Origin of the sequence: Siccirubricoccus sp. G192 (genome assembly GCF_019084075.1) — a bacterium.
Classification (GTDB): Bacteria; Pseudomonadota; Alphaproteobacteria; order Acetobacterales; family Acetobacteraceae; genus G192.
On the sequence record NZ_JAHREN010000001.1, the window covers coordinates 3,721,051 to 3,741,137 of the forward strand.

Genomic DNA, 20,087 nt, shown 5'->3' on the forward strand with positions numbered 1-20,087 from the left:
CATCCTGACCGCGGCCGGGTGCCGCGTCAGCCCGCTTCCAGAAGCCAGACGGAAAACAGCCGCTCCGGATCGGTCCAGGCCGCCACCGCCCGCCAGCCTGCCGCCTCCGCCAGGCTGGCCAGCCGCTCCGGCCGGTATTTGTGGCTGCTCTCGGTATGGATGGTCTCGCCGACCTCAAAGCGGATCACCCGCCCCGCCAGCCGCACCTGCTGCGCCCAGAGCGACACCAGATGCATCTCCACCCGCTCCAGCGCTGCGTTCCAGATCGCCCGATGGTGGAAGGCGGACACGTCGAAATCAGCGCCCACCTCCCGATTCAGCCGGTGCAGCAGGTTGAGGTTGAAGGCCGCGGTGACGCCGGCGGCATCGTCATAGGCGGCTTCCAGCACCGCCGGGTCCTTCACCAGATCGGCGCCCAGCAGCAGCCGCGCCCCGCGCCCGAGCGTGGTCCGGGCACGGCGGAGGAAGGCCACTGCCTCCTCCGGCTCGAAATTGCCGATGGTGGAGCCGGGAAAGAAGCCGAGCCTCGGGGCCCTGCCCAGCCCCGGCGGCAGGGCGAAGGGCAGGGTAAAATCCGCCACCACCGGCAGCACCGGCAGGTCGGGCAGCGCTGCCGCCACCCGGGAGGCGGCACCCTCCAGCCATTCCGGGGCGATATCCACCGGCACATAGGCGGCGGGTGCGGCGAGCCCCGGCAGCAGCAGTGCCGCCTTCGCGCCGTCACCCGGGCCGAATTCCACCACCGCGGCACCGGGGCCGACAGCCTCGGCGATGGCCGGAGCCTGGTCCCTGAGGATGCGGGTTTCGGTGCGGGTCGGGTAGTATTCCGGCAGCCGCGTGATCGCCTCAAAGAGCCGTGCCCCTTCGGCATCGTAGAGCCATTTGCAGGGCAGGGTCTTGCGGGCGGCGGAAAGCCCCGCCAGCGCATCGGCGAGCAGCGCGGACCGCTGGGCCGTCGCGGCGCCGCGGAGAAGGGCCTGGCTCATGCCGCGTCCTCCGCCAGCCGCAGCCCGGCGAATTGCCAGCGCGCGCCCGGCGGGAAGAAGTTGCGGTAGCTCCGTCGCGCATGGCCGGGCGGGGTGGCCAGCGAGCCGCCGCGCAGCACCATCTGCCCCACCATGAATTTGCCGTTGTACTCGCCGACCGCACCCTCCCAGGGGCGGAAGCCGGGATAGGGACGATAGGCGCTGCCGGTCCATTGCCAGGCCAGCCCCCCCGGCATCCCGGAATCCCGGCAGGCCGGAGGCGGCTTCCCATTCCGCCTCGGTCGGCAGGCGTCGACCGGCCCAGCGGGCGAAGGCCTCGGCTTCGTACCAGGAGATGTGCCGGACCGGGGCGGCGGGATCGACCGGCCGCAGCCCGGCGAGGGTGAATTGCCGCCAGCCGCCCTCACCCGGCTGCCAGTGCAGCGGCGCCTCCCAGTCCTCGGCCTGGCAGGCGGCCCAGCCATCGCTCATCCAAAGCCCGGGCGTGCGGTAGCCGCCCGCCGCCATGAAATCGAGCCATTCGGCGTTGCTCACCAGCCGGTCGGTGATCCGGTAGGGCGTGAGAAAAACCTGGTGCCGCGGCGCCTCATTGTCGAAGGCGAAGCCCTCGCCCGCCCAGCCGATCTCGACCAGCCCTTCCGGCCCCTCCAGGTAGGAAGCCGGTCCGGCTGCCGCGGCGGGATCGCGCCAGCCGGGATCATAGGGCGGATACAGCGGGTTCTGCGCCAGGGCGTGCAGGATGTCGGTCAGCAGCAATTCCTGATGCTGCTCCTCATGCTGCAGGCCGAGCTCGATCAGCGGCAGCACCGGCTGGGGCGGGTCGCGCAGCAGCTCCGCCATTGCGGCATCCACATGGGCGCGGTAGTCGCCGATCTCCGCGGTCGAGGGGCGGGTCAGCATGCCCCGCTTCGGCCGCGCATGGCGCGGTCCGGCGGATTCGTAATAGGAGTTGAACAGATAGCCGAATTCCTCGCGGAAGCGCCGGTAGCCGGGCCGATGCGGCAACAGCAGGAAGGTTTCGAAGAACCAGGTGGTATGGGCGCGGTGCCATTTGGCCGGGCTCGCGTCCGGCATGGACTGCACCGCCTGGTCCTCCGGCGAGAGCGGCGCCGCCAGGGCCTCGGTCCTTGCCCGAATTTGCCGGTAGCGCAGCGCGAGCGGCCGGAACATACGCCTTCCGGCGCCGGGATCGATGGCATTCATGCGTGGTTTCGGTCCCCTTTCATCGCTGCTCCGCCGTATCGGGGCCGGGGCAGGTCCCGGCGCGAACCATGTGCCGCGCCGGCGCAATATGACCAAAACATCGTGCGGATGCGGCCAAGCGCCTAGAGATTTGGCGCGCCGCCAGCTTGATTATGGGCATGTGTCGTCCCGCTTCAACGAAAGGCATGCCGGTGCTGGCGGTTCCGTGAAGTTGCGGCTGAAAGGCCGTTCATGCTGGAACCGGTGGGCTGACCACGGAGTTTTGTGCTGCGGCCATAGCCCGAGACCCTGATGTTGGGCCGTGCCAGCCGGCGGCTGCTTCCTGTGCCGACCAAACCCAAGGAATTTCCATACGGTGCGTCTGCGTCTTCCTGCCGCCTCCTCGTCCGCCTGGGTGCTCGCCGAAACCGCGACCTCCGCTATCTTCTCCTTCTTCTCCTTGATGCTGATCGCGCGGGTGATCGGGCCGGAAGCAGCGGGTACCGGAGCGGTGGCGATCGCGGGCTTCCTGCTGGCCGATATCGCCTGCGCCTCGCTGTTCACGGATGCGCTGGTGCAGCGGATGGCCTTGACCGGCCGGCATGCCCGCAGCGCCGTCACCGTGCAGGTGCTGGTCGGGTTGCTGGGCGCGGGCCTGCTGGCGCTGCTGGCACCGGGGCTGGCCGCTAGTGCCCAGGCGCCGCTGGTGCTGCCGCTGACACTCGCGCTGGCGGCGCTGCTGCCTTTCTCGGCCTTCTCGGGGGCCACCGCCGGGCTGGTGCTGCGGCAGCAGCGGTATCGGCTTCTCGCGCTGCGGGTATTGGTGGGCCAGCCGCTCGGCCTGCTGGCCGGGCTGCTGACGGCACATGCGGGGCTCGGGGCCTGGGCGATGGTGGCGCAGCAGGCAGGCGCGACGCTGGCCACATTCCTGCTCCTGCTGCTCTTCTCCCGGCAGGTCCTGCGGCCGCGCCTCTCGCGCGGCGCCATCGCTGATCTCTGGCCGGTCGCCGGGCCGCAGATCCTGTCGGTGGTCGTGCTCGCGGGACGCTACCGGTTGTTCGTGCTGGCGCTCGGCATCGTGACGGCGGAGGCTGTGGTGGCGGTTTGCAACGTCGCCTTCCGCTTGGTCGATTCGGCGCTCGGCGTGGTCTGGGGCTCGACCTCCCGCCTTGCACTGCCGCGATTCTCGATGCTGCAGAAGGACCGTGCCGGGCTGGCCGAGGCCTATGGCGAGATCGCGCAGTTGCAGGCGCTGATCGGCATGCCGATCGCCGCTGGCGTTGCGCTGACGGCACCCGACATGGTGCAGGCCCTGCTCGGCCCTGTCTGGAGCGAAGCGGCGGCGGCGGCTCAGGTAGTGGCCTGGGTGGCGGTCTTTTCCTTCACCTGGGGCGATGCGGGAAGCCTGTTCGTGGCCCTGGGCAAGACCCGGCGCAACCTGCTGGTCTCCACCATCACCATGGTGGTGCCACTGACGGCGCTTCTGGCAGCGCGGCCCGAAACGCCGGTGGGCGTAGCAATCTGCTGGGCCGCCAGCACAGTCGCCATCGCGCCATGGCTATTCTGGCTGGTGCTGCATGAGCTGCGGAAATCGCCGCTCTGGCTGCTGCGCCATATCGCCCCGGCGCTGGCGGCGACCGGCACCATGAGCCTGGCCGTCATGCTGCTGCGTGCGGAACTGCGGGTGCCGCCATTGGCGGAATTGGTGATGGCGGCGGCGGGGGGGGGCGCTGGTCTTCGCCGCGGTGGCCTGGCTGGCGCTCGGCCGCCGCATGCCGCGTGCCCTGCACCCGATGCCACCAATGGCCGCCGCGGCGGAATAGGCAGGCTCAGAACACCTGCACCGTTGGGATCGGCACCACGAAGCGGCCGCCCCAGCCGCGAATGGCGGACATCTGCGCCGCCACCTCTTCCCGCAGGTTCCAGGGCAGGATCAGCACGAAGTCCGGCCGCTCCTCCAGGATTGCCTCGGGAGCACGGATCGGGATGCGGCTGCCAGGCAGCATCAACCCCTGCTTGTGCGGATTGCGGTCGACCGTGAAGGGCAGCAATTCACGTCCCACACCGCAGTAATTCAGCAGCGTATTGCCCTTCGCCGGCGCACCATAGGCCGCCACCTTTTGCCCGGCACGGCGGGCGCCAACCAGGAAGTCGAGAAGCGCGCATTTGGTCCCGATCACGCTTTCCGAGAAGCGGCGATAGGCCTCCGGCCCCTCCAGCCCCGCCGCCCGTTCGATCGCCCGCAGCCGTTCCACCGCCGCAGTCACCGGCTTCGCGGCATCCTCGACATGGCGGACGAAGCAGCGCAGCGAGCCGCCATGCGTCGGCAATTCCTCGGCGTCGTACACGACCAGCCCATGCTGGCCGAAGATCAGTTCCACCACCAGCAGCGACAGGTAGGAGAAATGCTCGTGGTGGATGGTATCGAATTCATTGCCCTGCATCAGCCGCAGCAGATGCGGAAATTCGAATGTGGCAACCCCGCCAGGGGCCAATAGCAGACGGAACCCCTCCACGAAATCGTGCAGATCCGGCACATGCGCCAGCACGTTGTTTGCCGCCATCAGCACCGGCGCGGCGCGGGTGGCCCGCAGCCGGCGCGCCGTGGCGGCGCCGAAACAGATCACCTCGGTCGGAATGCCGCGGGCAATGGCGGATTGCGCCACGTTCACCGCCGGATCGATCCCCAGCACCGGAATGCCGCGCCGGGCGAAGTACTGCAGGAGGTAGCCATCATTGCTCCCCACCTCCACCACCGGCGTCTGCGGGCCGAGCCGATGGAGTGCCACCATCCGCTCCGCATAGGCTCCTGCATGACGAAGCCAGGCTTCCGATACCGAGGAGTAGTAGAGATACTCGGCGAAGCCCGTCTGCGGCCTTTCCGATTCCGGCAATTGCACCAGGCGGCAATCCGAGCAGACCATGGCATGCAGCGGATAGAAGGGCTCCATCCGCCCTGCATCCTCCGGCGCGACGCAGGAATCTGCGAGGGGCGTCATGCCGAGATCGGCGAAACTCTCAGTCAGCGGCGCGCCGCAGCAGCGGCAGGCGGCGGCGGCGCGGGCCCGCCAGCCGGCCGGCTCGCGGCGGGCCGGAACGGTCCTGGATTCGGACGCCGGGCCGCGCATCTCAGCCCATGCCCCAGGGCGGATTGCCGGTGGCCCACATCTCCTCAAGCTGCTTCTTGTCACGCAAGGTATCCATGGAGAACCAGAATCCGTCGTGGCGATAGGCCATGAGCTGCCCATCGGCGGCGAGCCGCTCCATCGGCTCCTTCTCGAAGACCGTCTGGTCGCCCTCGATGTAGTCGAGCACCTCAGGCGACAGGACGAAGAAGCCGCCATTGATCCAGTTGTCTCCGCCCTGCGGCTTCTCGCGGAAGGCCGCCACCTGCTCGCCCTGCATTTCCAGCGTGCCGAAGCGGGAGGGCGGGTGCACGGCGGTGACCGTTGCAAGACGGCCATGCGCCTTGTGGAAAGCGATCACCTTCTGGATATCCAGCTTGGCCACGCCATCGCCATAGGTCATACAGAAAGGTGCGTCGCCGATATGGTCCCGGAGGCGGCGCAGGCGGCCGCCAGTCATAGTCTGCAGGCCGGTATCCACCAGGGTTACCTTCCAGGCCTCCGCCCGGCCGGCATGGGTTGTCATGCGGCCTTCATCGTTGCGGCCGTAGTCGAAGGTCACATCGCTCATGTGCAGCCGGTAATTGGCAAAGAACTCCTTTATCATGAATCCTTTGTAGCCGAGCGGAATGACGAAATCCTGTATGCCGCAGTCTGAATAGAGCTTCATGATATGCCAAAGCATGGGCCGACCGCCGATCTCAACCATGGGTTTTGGCCGAGCCTCGGTTTCTTCCATCAATCGGGTGCCGAAGCCACCGGCCAATATCACTGCCTTGCGCACAGCTTGCATTTCTCCCACCGGTTCCGGACTCCCATTGCCGAATACGAAACGAAAGGCACAAGCATCGCCGTCTCGCTACGGTTCCATCACATAAGGGTTGCCCCTGCGTCTCGCGCCGTAATGCCTGTTCGCGCGGGTTTGAGCGGCGCGCGGGACCAATCCGATCCAGATTTCATCCACCTACGCAGCAAACGAGCATCATGGCCCGCCGCACCGCGATTCTATTCCAGACGCATTTCTTCGACAGCGGCAGCGCCCGGGTCTTCGACAGGCTGCGGCGCGAACTGCCGCCGGAATTCGATGCTCGCGTCCTGATTCACTTGGCCCCTGACGCGCCGCTCCCGGCACGGTTAAAAAAAATCCCACATCATGTGGTCCGCACGCCGGAACTGCGCTACGCGCCCTACACCTCGAAATGCGGCGGCGCCGATTGGAATATCTGGAACGGCGGCCATACCGACTTGATCATGCTGCATTTCTTCCGGACCCATCCGGATTACGACCACTACTGGATGGTGGAATACGATGTCCGTTTCAGTGGCAACTGGCGCCGTTTCTTCGGCCCGTTGGAAGCAGTGGATGCGGATTTCCTCTCGCCCATCCTGCGGCGGCGGGTTGACCAGCCGGGCTGGGCCTGGTGGACCGGCTTCGTTCCGGCCGTGCCGCTGCCGCCTGAGGCGCAGCTCTGTGCCTTCATGCCGATCTACCGCGCCAGCCAGGCCGGCATCCGTGCGGTGGATGCCGCCTGGCGCGACGGCTGGACTGGGCATTCGGAGGCGGTATGGCCCAGCGCCATCGCCGCGGCCGGGCTCCGCCTCGCCGATCCGGGTGGCGAAGGTCCCTTCACGCCTCCGGAGCTGCGGCAACGCTTCTACAGCAGTTCGATGCAGGATGTCGGCCTGGCCCCTGGTACGCTGATGTTCAAGCCGCCGCTCTACCGGCCGGGCAGCCGGCCGAACATGCTGTGGCATCCGGTGAAGCCATTCTGGCCACGGGCGGAATTGCGGCAGGCCCTGCGCGACCTGCGCGCCGATCTGGGTCGCACCCGCCGCGATCTGCTCGGCCGCTTGACGCAGCGACGGGTTCGGCGCACCGGACCGCAAGCACCATAGGCTGCGGCGAAACCCCGAAGCTGCCGAAGCCGCATAGGCTCCGGCCGACGTGATTCGGCGCCATGGCATCCGTTGCGGAGGTGCCTGGCCTTTGCTGCCATGACAGGAACCACGCCGGCGTGACCGCGTTCGTCGCCGGCAACACGGAACGAACCCTCTTGGCCCCATCCCCGACCCCATGGACACCTCTGCCCCGCCGAATGGAACAGGCCAAGCGGCGCCTGCTGGATGTGCCGAAGCTCCTACGATTGGACCCGGCTGTTCGGGTGCGTTGCGTCACCCTGCACGGGCTACCGGAGGCCGCTGACCTCGATGGGCAGTTGCGGCTGGAGGGGCTGCTCTGCCTGCTGGCCAGCCAGGGCATCACCGTTGCATGCAGGGCGAGGGTCGATACTGGTCCCGGCATCTGGCTGGGCACGGGTGAGCCACCGCGGCTAGGGTCGCCCCTGCTGCTCTGGCCCGAGGCGGATTGCCCGGCGAGCCGGCTCTCCGCCATTGCGGCACAGGCGACCGGTGACGCGGTGCTCTGTGTCGCCGAGGCTGGCAGGCTCACCCTGGTGCGGAAGGCCGGGATCCGGGGGGCGCTGCTGCCTGATCCGGCCCATGCGCTCTGGGGGCTGCTGGATCAGCAGCCCTGGGGCACCGGCTGCCTCGATCTGTCGCCGGGCACCGCCTGGGAAGCATTGCTGCCGGCCTCCCGCATCCGCGCGCTGGCCCGCCTGCAGGTCCTGGCGGAGTCCGGGCTGCCGCTCGCCGGGCTTCTCACCCTGGCCCGCCGACGGCTCATCGAGGCGGCACGCCGCTTGGTGGTGGCGCATGCCGAGGTGGCATCGGAGCGGGTCGGGCCGAGCCTGCTCGCTGCGCTGCTCGGCCGCGGCATCCGCGCTACCGGCGAAGGCCGCAGCTCCATCGCCGCCTATTGGGCCCAATGGGAAAAGGACGAGATGGCCAATACTCCCCCCAAGGTTCGCGCTGCATGACGCCGCCCGCTCCCCTTGAGGGCCTCGCCTGCCTTGTCCTGGCGCATGACGACGCACCGCAACTGGCACTGCTGCTACAACGCCTGAGCGATGATGGCGCTGCCTGCTATCTGCATCTCGATGCCCGCGCCCGCGCGGTCCGGCAGGCCCTGTTGCCAGGACTGCCGCCAGGCGTCTGGCTGGCGCCGGAGGCGGAGAGCCGCCGCATCGCCTGGGGCGGTTTCGGCATGATCGAGGCCAGCCTGCTGCTGCTGCGCCAAGCCCTGCGGAATCCAGCGACGCAGCATGTCTGCCTGCTGTCCGGCACGCATTTGCCAGTGCAGCCGGCCGCCCGCATCGCCGCCTTCCTGTTCGACGGCCGGCAGCACATCGATCTCCGCCTCGCCGCCGCGGAGCCGCCGGAGCGCGAGAGCCTGCGCCGCTTCTGGCATCCGGGCCTGCCGGGGCGCGAGCAGCATTCCCGGCTGCGGCGCAGCGTGAACCGCAATGCCTGGCTGCTGGGCCGTCGCGACCTGGCACGCGGGCTGCGCGGCCTGACGCCGATGGTCGGCAGCCAATGGTGGCACATGACCGCCGACTGTGCCTGCGAGATGCTGCGCTTCCTGGATGCCAATCCCTGGTACACGACCTTCTTCCACCGGGTCCGCATCCCCGATGAGAGCTTCTTCCAGACCCTGCTCGGCGGCTCCCGCCACGCGGAGCAGGTGGGCGAACCCTTGTTCCTGGCAGCGGATGGAGGATTTCAGTCCGGCCGTGATCGATCTGCCCGGCCTGGACGCGGCGCGGGCCAGCCTGCGGCCCTTCGCCCGGAAGTTCGACCTGCGGACCCAACCGGACGCGGTGCGCGTCGCGCTCGCCGGGGAGGGCGAGGCGCGGCGTTCGGAGCCAGCCCCTCTGCCCGACGGCCTTTCCCCGATCGGCCAACCGCCAGCACCACGGTCGGGCGAGATCCTGGCCCTGATGGTCACGCGGAACGAGGCGTTGCGCCTGCCGGCCGCGCTGCAGCATCTGCGGGCACTCGGCGTCGATCGCACGATCCTGGTGGACAACCGATCGAGCGATGACACGCGGGAGATCGCGGCCCGCGACCCCTCGGTGCATCTGATCGATGCGCCGGGCAGCTACGCCGGGTCGAATTTCGGCGTGGACTGGACCAACGCGCTGCTCGACCGCTACGCACGGGGCCATTGGGTGCTGGTGGTCGATGCCGATGAACTGCTAGTGTTTCCCGGCAGTGACCAGGCTGGGCTCAGGCCGCTCTGCGCGCATCTCGATGCGATCGGCTCCGAGGCGCTGCCGACGGTGCTGCTCGACTGTTTTCCGGAGCAGCCCCTGCGGGACCTCGATTTCGCATCCGGCGATGACCTGCTGGCCGTCGCGCCCTGGTTCGAACGGCCGGGAATTGCGGCGGGAGCGGAGCGAGCACTTCCCCTACCGCCAGGAATTCGGCGGCCTGCGTGAGCGGCTGTTCTTCCCGGAAGCCGATCCACGGCGTCCCGCCCGGCAGGTGCACCAGCGGCTTTTCAATCTGGGCTGGCGCCTGCCGCCTTTGCGTGCGGCGGCCTGGTTCCGGGCGCTGGCGCCGAAACGCTCGCCCAACCTGACGAAGGTGCCGCTGGTGCGGTGGCGTGAGGGTGCGCGGCTGATCTCCTCCACCCATATGCTCGCGCCGATGGCCTTGGCGCCCGAACAACCCAGCGGCGTGCTGCTGCATTTCAAGTTCCTGCAGGATTTCCACGCCCGCGCCGAGGACGCGGTGGCACGCGGCGCGCATTATGATGGGTCGCGCGAGTATCGGCGCTACCTGGCGGCGCTGCACGCGGACCCGGCCTTCCGGCTGCACTCGTCGCGCAGCCTGCGCTATGCCGGACCGGCACAACTGGCTTCGCTCGGGCTGATGCGGGATACGCCGGGCTGGATGGCCGCTCGCGCCGAGGCCCCTGCCCTGCTGTCGGCCTGATCCGCCCCATCGCACCAGTCCTGCCAAGCCGAACGCAGCGCCTGCGCCAATCCCCGTGCGAAGCGCGGCGCATCGCAAAGGGGCGAGGCTTGCATGCGTGGCCGCAACCCCTCGCGTAGCGCCGCGAGTGCCGGCAGGTCCCGGGCACGCGCCACGGCCAGCGCCGCATAGCTTTCCGGCGTCGTCGCCACCCAATCGGGTAGGCCGACATTGCTCAGATGGCTCAGCGCGTGCCGGGCGCAGAAACTGTCGCCGGCCAATGCCACCACCGGCACGCCCATCCACAGCGCCTCGCAGACCGTGAGGCCGCCGGTATAGGGAAAAGGGTCGAGCGCGATGTCAATGCCGCCGTAGGCAGCGAGGAGGTCGCGATGTGGCAGGCCGCCTTCCAGCAGAACCCGGCCCGGCGGCAGCCCGGCAGCGGCCAGGCGGTGGCGCAGCGCCTCCCGCGTCGCCGCCTCGCCGAGGACGGGCGTGCGCAACACCAGCCGCGACCCCGGCAGATCCGCCAGGATGCGCGCCCAAGCCGCCAGCACCGCCGGCGTTACCTTCGCCAGGTTGTTGAAGCAGCCGAATGTCACTGCGCCCCGCGCCGATGCCGGCAGAGGAGCAACCGGGGGCGCATAGGGCGGCGGCGTGTAGCAGACATAGCCATCGGGCAGGCGCAGCGACCGCTCGGTGTAGAAGCAGTCATGCTCCGGCGGGGTTTCCCAGCGGTCGGTCAGCATCCAGTCGATGCAGGGCAGGCCGGTGGTCGAGAATTGCGCGCCCACCCATTTCACCTGCACCGGCGCTGGCCGATGGTGCAGCACGAAGGGGCGCCCACCCTCGCCATAGCCGCCGAGGTCGACCAACACGTCAACTCCATCCGCCGCGATGGCGGCGGCAATGGTGGCATCCTCCGCCTCACCCATCTCGCGCCAGATCGCGCAGCGGGCCCGGAAGCGGGCGGCAAGCTGGTCCTGCCGGGATTTCAGGACATAGGCGGCGAGCTCGAATTCGGCCTCTGGCAGCGCCTCCAGCCCGGCCAAGGTCAGCCAGCCCACGGGATGCACGCCCAGTCCGCCGGAGAGCAGCCCGATCCGCAGTCGCCCCCTTCGGGCGCGCGGGCGCCGGTGCAGCGGCGGCGGTACGGGGCCCAGTTCTGCGGCGATGTCCTGCCCCGCAGCCAGCAGCACCGCCGCATGGCCCTGCCCCGGGTGATAGGGCAGCACTGCCATGCGGTTGACCAGGGCGGCTGTCCCGCCCTCCGATCCGGCGACGGCGGCATCCGCCGCCGCAAGCGCCGCATCCTGTTCGCCGCGGGCATTCAGGGCCAGGGCACGATTCATCAGCAGGGTGGGATGCAGCCCGAATTCGGCAATGGCCGAATCCAGCATCTCCAGCATTGCTCCCAGGCGGTTAGCTTTCCACAGCACCGTCGCCAGCAGGTTACGCAGATCGAGGTCGGTCGGGCGATGGATGATGGCGGTCCGCAGCACCGCCTCCGCCTCCGCGCCGCGACCGGCGGCGGCCAGCATGCGGCCAAGCGCCGCCTGGATCTCCGCCTCGCCGGGGGCGAGCATCTCGGCAGTGCGGAGTTCGGCGATGGCAGCAGCCGGGTCTCCAGCGATTTCATGCAGCTGGGCCGCAGCGAGAGGCCAGCCGGCGACAAAGGGGTCGGCCTTGGCGCGCACCGCCACCTCCGCCAGTGCCGCAGTAGGCTCGTGCAGCGCCAGCAGCGCCTCGGCCAGCAACCGCGCCGCGCCAGCATGGGCCGGGCGTTGCGTCAGGACCGTTGCCGCGCCTTCCAGGGCGGAGGCGGCCTCGCCACGATGCAGCGCCAGGCGGGCGGCAGCGAATTCCAATTCCCGGCTCCATCGGATCGAAGGCGCGCGCGCGCGCGATCAGCGCCGCCGCTTCGGTGAAGCGCCCGGCTTCCTCCTCGATGGCCGCGAGGGCGGCCAGGGCCGGAACATGGCCCGGGTCGCGCGCCAGTGCCGAGCGAAAGGCGGTTGCGGCGCGTTCCGGTTCACGCCGCAACCCGGCGATGGTACCGAGCCGGACATGCGGCTCCGCCAGCTCGGGCAGTTCGTGCGCGGCGCGTTCCAGATGCGGCACCGCCTCCACCAGCCGGCCCAATTGTGCCAGGGCAAGGCCCAGATTGAGCCCGGACCAGGCCCCGCCGTCGCCCTCGGCTGCGGCTCGCAGCAGCAGTGGCACCGCCTGCTCCGCCTGGCCCGCGGCCAGGGCCGCGATGGCCTGGCGGTAGCATCCTTGGCCAGCCGCCAGGCCGGCGCCCTTGGCGAGCGCCACCTCAGTGGCCGGCGGCACGGGCGGCCACCATCAGGCCCGGCACCGGCCCCCCCGGCGTCCAGGCGGATGTCCTCCTCCCGCCATTCCAGCGCGGCCAGGCCGGCCGCGGCGAGGCAGGTTTCCAGATAGTCCGGGGCATGCGCGTAGCGGCCGGATTGGCCGAGCTGCCAGGCGCTGCCCTGCGGCCCCCGCTCCACGCTGAACAGCAGCAGCCCGCCCGGTGCCAGCCGTTGCCGGCAGAGATCCAGCACCTCCTCCAATCGCCCAAGATAGCAGAAGACGTCCCCGGCGGCGATCAGCGCATGCGCGCCCGTGTCCTGCCGCAGTGCGGCGCCAATCTCGGCCAGGCGCAGCTCGGCATAGAGCCCCTTCGCGGCGGCCTGCTCCAGCATGCCGCGGGACAGATCCACCCCGACCAGCGGATCGCCCAGCAGGTCGGACAGCGCCACCCCCACCAAGCCCGTTCCGCAGCCCAGGTCCAGCACCGGGCCAAGCCGCGCCTCCCCGGCTGCGACAGCCGGCAACAGCCGCTCCACCGCGCGCCGGAACAGCCCGGGCACGCGATAGCCGAGCGAGAGCAGCGCACCCTCGAACCTCGGCGCATAGCCGTCGAACAGCGCAGCCACATAGCCATCGGTCGCACGGTCCGAGGCGGTCCCGGAAGCGGCGGCAGCGAGATGGGCGAGGTAATGATCCTGTGGCGCCAGCCGCGCGGCGGCGGTGAAATGCGGCGCGGCATCCATCAGCCGGCCCGCCGCCACCAGCGCATGCGCCAAGGTGCTGTGCACCGACGCCTCCGCCACGCCACGCGCCAGTGCCGCCCCCGCCAGTGTTGCGGCAAGGGCCGCATCGCCGGCGAGCAATGCGTTCTGCGCCCGCAGCGCGGCGATGCCGGGCATGGCCGGGGCATGGAGTTCACAATGCGCCATGATCTCGGCTGCCGCCTCATGCCGTCCGGCCAGCATGAAGGCCTGGCCGAGTCTGGCCTGGCTCATGGGGTTGGCGGGATCGGCCCGGAATGCCTTGCCCAGGAAATAGACAGCCTCGTCGAAGCGCCGATCCTCCAGCAGGGCGGCGCCGAGCACCGCCTTGGCGCCGGGATCGGAGGGCACCGCCATGACTGCCGCGGCGGCGTCATCGATGGCGCCAGGCCGCTCGCCGCGGGCCAAGCGTATCCGGGCGCGGAGTTGCAGCCGATGCGGGTCGCCGGGACCTTCCGCAATCGCCGTATCGGCCGCCGCCGCGGCCTCCTCCAGCCGGGCGAGGCCGAACAGCGCCTCTGCCCGCAGTATGGCGACGGCGCCCTCAAGACCGGGCAATCGGTCCAGCCGGTCGAGCATCGGCAGCGCCTCCAGCGGGCGCCGCCCCTGCAGCAGCAGGCGGGCACGGTCCAGCAGGCGTTCGGCCAGCCCGGCATCCGCCGGTGCGGCGGGGGGCAGCGATCCGGGAGCCATCGGGAAGCCGGTATCCATCTGCATGGTGGATCGGCCCTCTCAGCGCCAAAGGCCGGCGGCGGATTGGTCGTTCATCTCGGCGACGAAGCCGAGATCAGGGGTTTCCGCCTCGCATTCACGGATCACCGCCATGGCAACCCCGGCGATACGGGCGCGGAGGTCCACCGGCAGCGCATTGGCAGGATCGAGCACGCTGGCATGCACCGTATCCCAGAGCCGGCGGTTGTCGGCCACGGCGCGGGCGCGGGTCAGGGGCTCGCCCTCCCCGGCCGCATGGATGGCGCGGGTGGCGCGGGCGAAGACCTCCGCCTCCATCTGCTTCGGCGTCAGGCGGCGGCGATAGGCGGCGGCACCCTGCGCGGCGGGATTGGGTTCGAGCATCATGGGCATCTGGCCTTTCTGGACGGGGCGCGCCGGCGCGGCGCGACTCTGAACGGAGCGCGCCGGCGCGGCGCGACGCGCGGATGCGGCGGAACGGCGTCGGGGCAAGGGCACGGGGCGGCATCCTGCCGTCCCTGCCGCCTGGCTCAGCGGAATAGGCTGAGCAGGGTCTGCGGCGCCTGGTTGGCGATGCTCAGCGCCTGGGTGCCGAGTTGCTGGCGGATCTGCAGGGATTGCAGCTTCGCCGATTCCTTCGCCAGGTCGGCATCGACAAGCGCGCCAAGGCCACCTTCCTGAGCGTCGATCTTCGACTTGTTGTAGGTGATCTGACTGTCGACATAGTTCGAATAGCTGCCGAAGTTGTTCATCGTCGTCAGCGTGCTGGTGATGGCCTTGCCGAGCGCGCCGGTCTTGGTGAGCGCGGCGGAGGCATCGCCGCGGGTCCAGGCATTGGCGCCCGAAACCGCGTTGAAGATGTTGGTCGCCGCCTTGGAGCCGTTGAAGGTATAGGTGTCGCCGGCCCCATTGCGGACCACCTTGTTGGCGAGCGTCGCCGGGTCGTTCAGGACATTGGTGCCGTTATAGGTGGCATCCTTGATGAAGGACTGGATGTTGTTGGTTAGTTCCTTCGCCTGCGACTGGTACTGGGTGCGCTGTTCCGCGGTGATGGTGCCATCGGCCAGCTTGACCGCCACCTCCTTCAGCTTGGACAGGGACTTCGAGACGTTCTCAAGACTCGCCTGGGTGACGTCGAGCAGGCCCTTCGCCCCGCCCAACTGCTCATTCGCCGAGGTGGTGGCCGCCACCTCGCCGCGCACCCGCTCGGCCACCGCGAAGGCGGCGCCGTCATCCTTGGCATCCGCCACGCGGTAGCCGGTGGAGATGCGCTTCTGGGTCGCCGTCAGCTCGTCGGAGGTGCGGTTCAGCGACTGCAACGCCACCATGGCGCCGGCATTGGTGTTCACGGAATTCAACGGCATCGGGGTTTTCCTCCGTTCCCGGGCCCCGGGTCATCCGGGTCCACGAGCTCAGTCTCCGATGCGGAAGTGAAACCGGCGTTAAGACGAAGCGGGATTCCGCGGAAAATCCACCTCAGCGCGGATCGAAGCCATGCGCGGCGAGATCGGCGGCCAGCAGCGCCGCATCGAGCGGCCGGCGCGCTGCAAGGAGCGCCAGGGTGCCGGCGCTGCCCAAGAGGTCGAAATGCCGCAGCAGGGGCGCCTGATAGGCGGCCCGCGGCCAGAAATCATGCACCAGCAGCATCGCCCCCGGGGCCAGCCGGGCTGCACCATACAGCGCGCAGGCGACGCGGAAGCGGCCATCGACCAGGACCAGGTCGACCATCCCCGCCGCCTCCCAAGGGTCGCGCCAATAGCCTGGCCAATGGGCCAGGCTGTTGGAATCGGCGGGCCAGCCCCAGGCACCAATCGGGCCCAGGTCAATATGCAGCAGCCGCAGCCGCCCCTCCGCACGGGCCGGGCCGCAGCGTGGATCGGCGGCCACGCGGGCAAGCCAGGTGGCATCCGTATCGGCTGAAAGGAGGCGGGGAAGCCCCGCTTCCAGCATCAGGCCGGTGCTGCCGCCACAGCCGAATTCCAAGGCCGGCGCAGCGCCCGGCGAGCGCGGCGCGGAGCAGTTCCTGCTCCGCGCCGGTCATGGCCGGTTCGAGACCGGAGGCGGTTTCAAGACCGGGGGCAAGGTCCAAGGGCAAGATTCCTGCGTTTGCAGGGAGTCTGCCCCTGGCGGGTTAGCGAATGGCGAAGATCCCCGCCTCGCCCTTCAATTCAGCCGATGCCATTCCACTGCGACATCACCACGTTGTCGATGTGCACCGTCACCACATCCGGGGTGGAAGCATCCGGGGCGCCGCCGATCCAGTCGCCCGGCGCGCCGACATAGCCCATGACGCCGAAACCCATGGCGATGTCGGGGATGAGGTCCGGGTCGGTCCATTCGGCGACCGTCTTGCCATCCACCTCGATCTTCAGCAAATCCGGCAGCCAGGTCATCTTGTAGCTGTGCCACTGCGCGGGGTCGTAGCTCTGGTTCCGCACGGCATCGTACTCGTCCTGGCCTTGCGGGCCGGCCCAATGCAGCGTGTGCATCACGTCATGGCCGGGCGTTTCCAGGATGTCGATCTCCGGCGGCCAGACATCATTCGAAGCCGGCCACATCAGGATGGCGGCCTGCGTGCCCTGCGCCTCCTCAACCTTGGCATCGAATTCCACCGTGCCATAGGTGATGCTCTTGCCAGCGGAGAAGCTGTTGAAGCCACCGCCGGTCCACCAGCCATCCTCGTGCCGGGTCATGGTGACCTGCATCTCGCCGGCGCGGACATTCACATCGTCCTGGTTCCAGGACCAGGCGCCGTTCCAGTAGACGCCGCCGCCGAAGGGTGCGCCCCAATTCTCCCACTTGTATCCCTGGGAGAAATCGTCAGCCAGGACGACGCTGTAATCGCCATGGGCTGGCGCGCTCGGCGTCGGCGTCGGCGTGGGCACCGGGATGGGCGTGGGGGCCGGCGCGGCGGCCTCGGTGAAGCTGAAGCTGCCGGCCTTTGTATCCGTCTCGATCGCCTGTGCCGCGCCGGAGACCGCCGCGCCGTTGTAGCTGGCGCTGTCGACATGCAGGTTGCGGTCGGTGGCGGCGCTGCCGCCCCAGGCATCGTTCAGGAACTGCACCGCCACCTTGTGCGCGCCGGCCGCCCAGTCGCCCTTCAGGGTCAGGGTGTCGGACTGGCCAAAGCCATGCAGCGCACTGGCGGTGAAGGTGCCGCCGACCTGCTTGCCATCCACCGTCACGGTGTACTGGGCACTGCCCTGATAGGCATCCTGGCTGATCTTCAGCACCAGGCTGTCCGCGCCGCTGCCGGCGGCCAGCGAGACCGGCGCGCTCGGCGTCGGCGTCGGCGTGGGCACCGGGGTGGGCGTGGGGGCCGGCGCGGCGGCCTCGGTGAAGCTGAAGCTGCCGGCCTTTGTATCCGTCTCAATCGCCTGTGCCGCGCCGGAGACCGCCGCGCCGTTGTAGCTGGCGCTGTCGACATGCAGGTTGCGGTCGGTGGCGGCGCTGCCGCCCCAGGCATCGTTCAGGAACTGCACCGCCACCTTGTGCGCGCCGGCCGCCCAGTCGCCCTTCAGGGTCAGGGTGTCGGACTGGCCAAAGCCATGCAGCGCACTGGCGGTGAAGGTGCCGCCGACCTGCTTGCCATCCACCGTCACGGTGTACTGGGCACTGCCCTGATAGGCATCCTGGCTGATCTTCAGCACCAGGCTGTCCGCACCCTTGCCGGCGGTCAGCGAGACCGGCGCGCTCGGCGTGGGCACCGGCGTCGGCACCGGGGCGGGCGTGGGGGCCGGCGCGGCGGCCTCGGTGAAGCTGAAGCTGCCGGCCTTTGTATCCGTCTCGATCGCCTGTGCCGCGCCGGAGACCGCCGCGCCGTTGTAGCTGGCGCTGTCGACATGCAGGTTGCGGTCGGTGGCGGCGCTGCCGCCCCAGGCATCATTCAGGAACTGCACCGCCACCTTGTGCGCGCCGGCCGCCCAGTCGCCCTTCAGGGTCAGGGTGTCGGACTGGCCGGAGCCATGCAGCGCACTGGCGGTGAAGGTGCCGCCGACCTGCTTGCCATCCACCGTCACGGTGTACTGGGCACTGCCCTGATAGGCATCCTGGCTGATCTTCAGCACCAGGCTGTCCGCACCCTTGCCGGCGGTCAGCGAGACCGGCGCGCTCGGCGTGGGCGTGGGCGTGGGCGTGGGCGTGGGGGCTGGGATGGACGTGCTGCCCATCAGCGGCGCCAGGATCGGCAGCAGGTCCTCGGCCAGCGCGGCCGCGACCATCCGCACGTCACCGTCACCCATATGGCTGCTGTTCTGGTAGCCGTCACCATCCATGGCCGCGCCATCGAAGGCATTGCTCATCGAGGCATTGAAGGAGCCGTCCGCGGAGAGCGTCAGCATCCCATCGTACCAGGACCAGTTCTGGCCGTAATTGTAGGGGACCGGCGTGAACAGGTAGGGAGTGGTTTCGGCCCCCTGATGCAGCACGTCACGGACGAGTTCGGCATCGGCACGGACTTCCCGCAGCCACTGGTCCTTGGTGCCGCTGCCCTTCTGCTCGTACTCGTTGTGCAGCCAGAGCGTCACGGTCGGGTTGTCGCGGATATCGGCCGATTGATGCGACAGGTAGGTGAGAAGCCCGGCCTGCTCGCCGTCGGTATCCCAGTCGAGGAAAGCCGTGCCGCTGTAGATCGTGCTGGTGTCGGTCCCGTACTCGGACAGGATGTGGATATCGGCTCCCGTCGCGGCTTCCAGCTTTTGCTCCAGCGCGTCCAATCCGCCGCGGTCCGCAAAGAGCAGGGCGTTGGACTGGCCGCGGAGCAGAATGTTCACGTCCATTGGAAACCTCGCGGGTTGCTGCCTCGGAAAGGCGGGGTAGGCGGCAACGATCACGAGCTCGTGATCGCATATCGTCTTAATGCCTACTCGCGCTTTCGTGAACAACCCTAGATTACATCATATTACGTGATATTCCCGCACTGGATGCAGAAAGGGCCGGCCCTTTTCGGGCCGGCCCTGCTGCTTCCGATTACAATTCAATGGCTTATGGAATTCAGACCGCTAAGGGGTGGTCACCGCCACCACCAGTTCCGCAAGGGTCCAGGCTGCGGCCAGCGCCAGCATGCCAGCCAGACTGGCTTCCCGCAGGGCGTCCCAGCCCGTGAGCTCGCGTGGCCTTCGCTTGGCCCGGGGAGGCGGCGGGATGGTGAGAAAGCCGGTGGCGGTGCGGTGCGTCTCCATGGCGAGATATGAACAAATCAAGAACATCAATGCAAGCCCGAATCCCAAGCCCCGGGTTGCGCCGGCGACGGCTTGTCAGCCCTCGCCAGGCAGGCGGATACCGCTCAGGGCCTGATAGGCACGGATCACGAAGGCGTCGTCCTTGCCGCCATGCCCCTGCGCCCGCGCCGCCACGAATAGCTGATGCGCCTGCGCCGCCAGCGGCGTCGGGAAGGACACCGCTCGAGCCAGGTCGCCGACCAGCCCGAGATCCTTCACGAAGATATCCACCGCCGAGCGCGGCGTCTCATCGCCCTCCAGCACATGCGGCATGCGGTTCTCGAACATCCAGGAATTGCCGGCCGCACTGGTGACGATCTCGTAGAGCGTCCGCGCCTCCACCCCGGCCCGGATGCCGAGCGCCATGGCCTCCGCCGCCGCCGCGATATGCACGCCGGCCAGCAACTGGTGCACCACCTTCATGGTGCTGCCGAGGCCGGGCGCCTCGCCCAGCAGCCAGACCTTCTTCGCGATCGCCTCCAGAATCGGCTGCGCCTTCGCCATGGCGGTGGCTGGGCCGGAGGCCATGACCGTCATCGTCCCGGCCCGCGCGCCGGCGGCCCCACCGGAGACCGGCGCATCCAGGTAGGGCAGGCCCCTCGCCTCCGCCTGCGCCGCCAGCCTTCGGGCATCCTCCGGCGCCATGGTGGCGGAGGTGATGATGACGGCGCCGGCGGCGAGGCGCGGCGCGCAGCCCTCGGCGCCGAACAGCGCGGCTTCCGCCTGGGCGGCATTCACCACCAGCACCAGCACGGCTTCAGTGCCCTCGGCCATCTCCGCGGCGCGCGGGATGGCAGTGCCGCCAGCGGCGGTGAATTCCGCCCGCGCCGCCTCCCGCGGGTCCACGCCCACGACCTCCATCCCTGGTGCCTGCAGCAGGTTGAGCGCAGCGCCCATGCCCATGCTGCCCAGTCCGATGACGCCGACGCGCATGCTGTCCCTCCTCCTTGCACCATAGCTGCTCCAAGGCTTCTGCCCGGGCGCGGCGGCGTC

At 69.3% G+C, this 20,087-nt stretch carries 14 protein-coding genes and 4 pseudogenes; 6 read left to right on the top strand and 12 right to left on the bottom strand.

The window, feature by feature from the left end:
- Positions 1–26 precede the first annotated feature (26 nt).
- Positions 27–2,156, bottom strand: a complete 2,130-nt coding sequence (gene egtB, locus KSF81_RS29970) for an ergothioneine biosynthesis protein EgtB (protein ID WP_254453597.1) — start codon at positions 2,154–2,156, stop codon at positions 27–29.
- Positions 2,157–2,583: 427 nt separating this feature from the next.
- Here egtB and KSF81_RS29975 point away from each other — a divergent pair.
- Positions 2,584–3,498 (top strand): annotated as a pseudogene (locus KSF81_RS29975) (oligosaccharide flippase family protein); the annotation flags it as partial.
- A gap of 499 nt (positions 3,499–3,997) precedes the next feature.
- Here KSF81_RS29975 and KSF81_RS17940 read toward each other — a convergent pair.
- Together KSF81_RS17940 and rfbF are read right to left on the bottom strand one after the other, a co-directional pair.
- A complete protein-coding gene (locus tag KSF81_RS17940) occupies positions 3,998–5,296 on the bottom strand; it encodes a class I SAM-dependent methyltransferase (RefSeq protein ID WP_217380126.1) in 1,299 nt (432 codons plus the stop codon).
- A gap of 1 nt (position 5,297) precedes the next feature.
- Positions 5,298–6,077, bottom strand: a complete 780-nt coding sequence (gene rfbF, locus KSF81_RS17945; RefSeq protein WP_309139606.1) for a glucose-1-phosphate cytidylyltransferase — start codon at positions 6,075–6,077, stop codon at positions 5,298–5,300.
- 200 nt (positions 6,078–6,277) lie between these two features.
- Between rfbF and KSF81_RS17950 the strand changes: the two genes are divergently transcribed.
- From KSF81_RS17950 to KSF81_RS17970, 5 genes and pseudogenes are all read left to right on the top strand, one after another.
- Positions 6,278–7,189, top strand: coding sequence for a DUF3405 domain-containing protein (locus KSF81_RS17950; RefSeq protein WP_217380128.1), 912 nt, complete (start codon positions 6,278–6,280; stop codon positions 7,187–7,189).
- A gap of 200 nt (positions 7,190–7,389) precedes the next feature.
- Positions 7,390–8,169 carry a hypothetical protein gene (locus tag KSF81_RS17955; protein WP_217380129.1) on the top strand — a complete coding sequence of 260 codons (780 nt, stop codon included), beginning with the start codon at positions 7,390–7,392 and terminating at the stop codon, positions 8,167–8,169.
- Positions 8,166–8,810: pseudogene (locus KSF81_RS32270) on the top strand (beta-1,6-N-acetylglucosaminyltransferase); the annotation flags it as partial. The gene KSF81_RS17955 and the pseudogene KSF81_RS32270, both read left to right, overlap by 4 nt.
- Positions 8,811–8,922: 112 nt before the next feature.
- The gene (locus KSF81_RS17965) at positions 8,923–9,630 is read left to right on the top strand and encodes a glycosyltransferase family 2 protein (RefSeq protein ID WP_309139607.1); all 708 of its coding nucleotides are present in this window, start codon (positions 8,923–8,925) and stop codon (positions 9,628–9,630) included.
- A complete protein-coding gene (locus KSF81_RS17970; protein WP_254453599.1) occupies positions 9,572–10,129 on the top strand; it encodes a hypothetical protein in 558 nt (185 codons plus the stop codon). Before KSF81_RS17965 ends, KSF81_RS17970 begins: the two co-directional genes overlap by 59 nt.
- On the opposite strand, the gene KSF81_RS17975 is transcribed toward KSF81_RS17970, so the two are convergent.
- From KSF81_RS17975 to ltnD, 9 genes and pseudogenes are all read right to left on the bottom strand, one after another.
- Positions 10,030–11,976, bottom strand: coding sequence for a tetratricopeptide repeat protein (locus tag KSF81_RS17975; RefSeq protein ID WP_217380133.1), 1,947 nt, complete (start codon positions 11,974–11,976; stop codon positions 10,030–10,032). The genes KSF81_RS17970 and KSF81_RS17975 overlap by 100 nt on opposite strands.
- 70 nt (positions 11,977–12,046) lie before the next feature.
- A pseudogene (locus tag KSF81_RS32275) lies at positions 12,047–12,442 on the bottom strand (hypothetical protein); the annotation flags it as partial.
- Between the two features lie 176 nt (positions 12,443–12,618).
- Positions 12,619–13,902, bottom strand: a pseudogene (locus KSF81_RS17980) (methyltransferase domain-containing protein); the annotation flags it as partial.
- A gap of 15 nt (positions 13,903–13,917) precedes the next feature.
- Positions 13,918–14,262 carry a flagellar biosynthesis regulator FlaF gene (locus KSF81_RS17985; RefSeq protein WP_217380135.1) on the bottom strand — a complete coding sequence of 115 codons (345 nt, stop codon included), beginning with the start codon at positions 14,260–14,262 and terminating at the stop codon, positions 13,918–13,920.
- A gap of 143 nt (positions 14,263–14,405) precedes the next feature.
- The gene (locus KSF81_RS17990; RefSeq protein ID WP_217380136.1) at positions 14,406–15,239 is read right to left on the bottom strand and encodes a flagellin; all 834 of its coding nucleotides are present in this window, start codon (positions 15,237–15,239) and stop codon (positions 14,406–14,408) included.
- A 112-nt stretch (positions 15,240–15,351) separates the two neighbouring features.
- On the bottom strand, positions 15,352–15,858 hold the full coding sequence (locus KSF81_RS17995; RefSeq protein WP_217380137.1) for a hypothetical protein: 507 nt from the start codon (positions 15,856–15,858) through the stop codon (positions 15,352–15,354).
- A gap of 185 nt (positions 15,859–16,043) precedes the next feature.
- Entirely contained in the window at positions 16,044–18,653 is a 2,610-nt protein-coding gene (locus KSF81_RS18000; RefSeq protein WP_217380138.1) for a carbohydrate-binding domain-containing protein, read from the bottom strand.
- Between the two features lie 222 nt (positions 18,654–18,875).
- Positions 18,876–19,085, bottom strand: a complete 210-nt coding sequence (locus tag KSF81_RS18005) for a hypothetical protein (RefSeq protein WP_217380139.1) — start codon at positions 19,083–19,085, stop codon at positions 18,876–18,878.
- Positions 19,086–19,130: 45 nt separating this feature from the next.
- Positions 19,131–20,027, bottom strand: coding sequence for an L-threonate dehydrogenase (ltnD, locus tag KSF81_RS18010; RefSeq protein WP_217380140.1), 897 nt, complete (start codon positions 20,025–20,027; stop codon positions 19,131–19,133).
- Positions 20,028–20,087 lie beyond the last annotated feature (60 nt).

Excerpts from the sequence above, each read along its gene's own strand:
- egtB (WP_254453597.1), bottom strand. The coding sequence starts at position 2,156 with ATGTTCCGGCCGCTCGCGCTGCGCTACCGGCAAATTCGGGCAAGGACC.
- KSF81_RS17940 (WP_217380126.1), bottom strand. The coding sequence starts at position 5,296 with ATGCGCGGCCCGGCGTCCGAATCCAGGACCGTTCCGGCCCGCCGCGAG.
- KSF81_RS17950 (WP_217380128.1), top strand. The coding sequence starts at position 6,278 with ATGGCCCGCCGCACCGCGATTCTATTCCAGACGCATTTCTTCGACAGC.
- KSF81_RS17955 (WP_217380129.1), top strand. The coding sequence starts at position 7,390 with ATGGAACAGGCCAAGCGGCGCCTGCTGGATGTGCCGAAGCTCCTACGA.
- KSF81_RS17985 (WP_217380135.1), bottom strand. The coding sequence starts at position 14,262 with ATGATGCTCGAACCCAATCCCGCCGCGCAGGGTGCCGCCGCCTATCGC.
- KSF81_RS17990 (WP_217380136.1), bottom strand. The coding sequence starts at position 15,239 with ATGCCGTTGAATTCCGTGAACACCAATGCCGGCGCCATGGTGGCGTTG.
- KSF81_RS18000 (WP_217380138.1), bottom strand. The coding sequence starts at position 18,653 with ATGGACGTGAACATTCTGCTCCGCGGCCAGTCCAACGCCCTGCTCTTT.
- ltnD (WP_217380140.1), bottom strand. The coding sequence starts at position 20,027 with ATGCGCGTCGGCGTCATCGGACTGGGCAGCATGGGCATGGGCGCTGCG.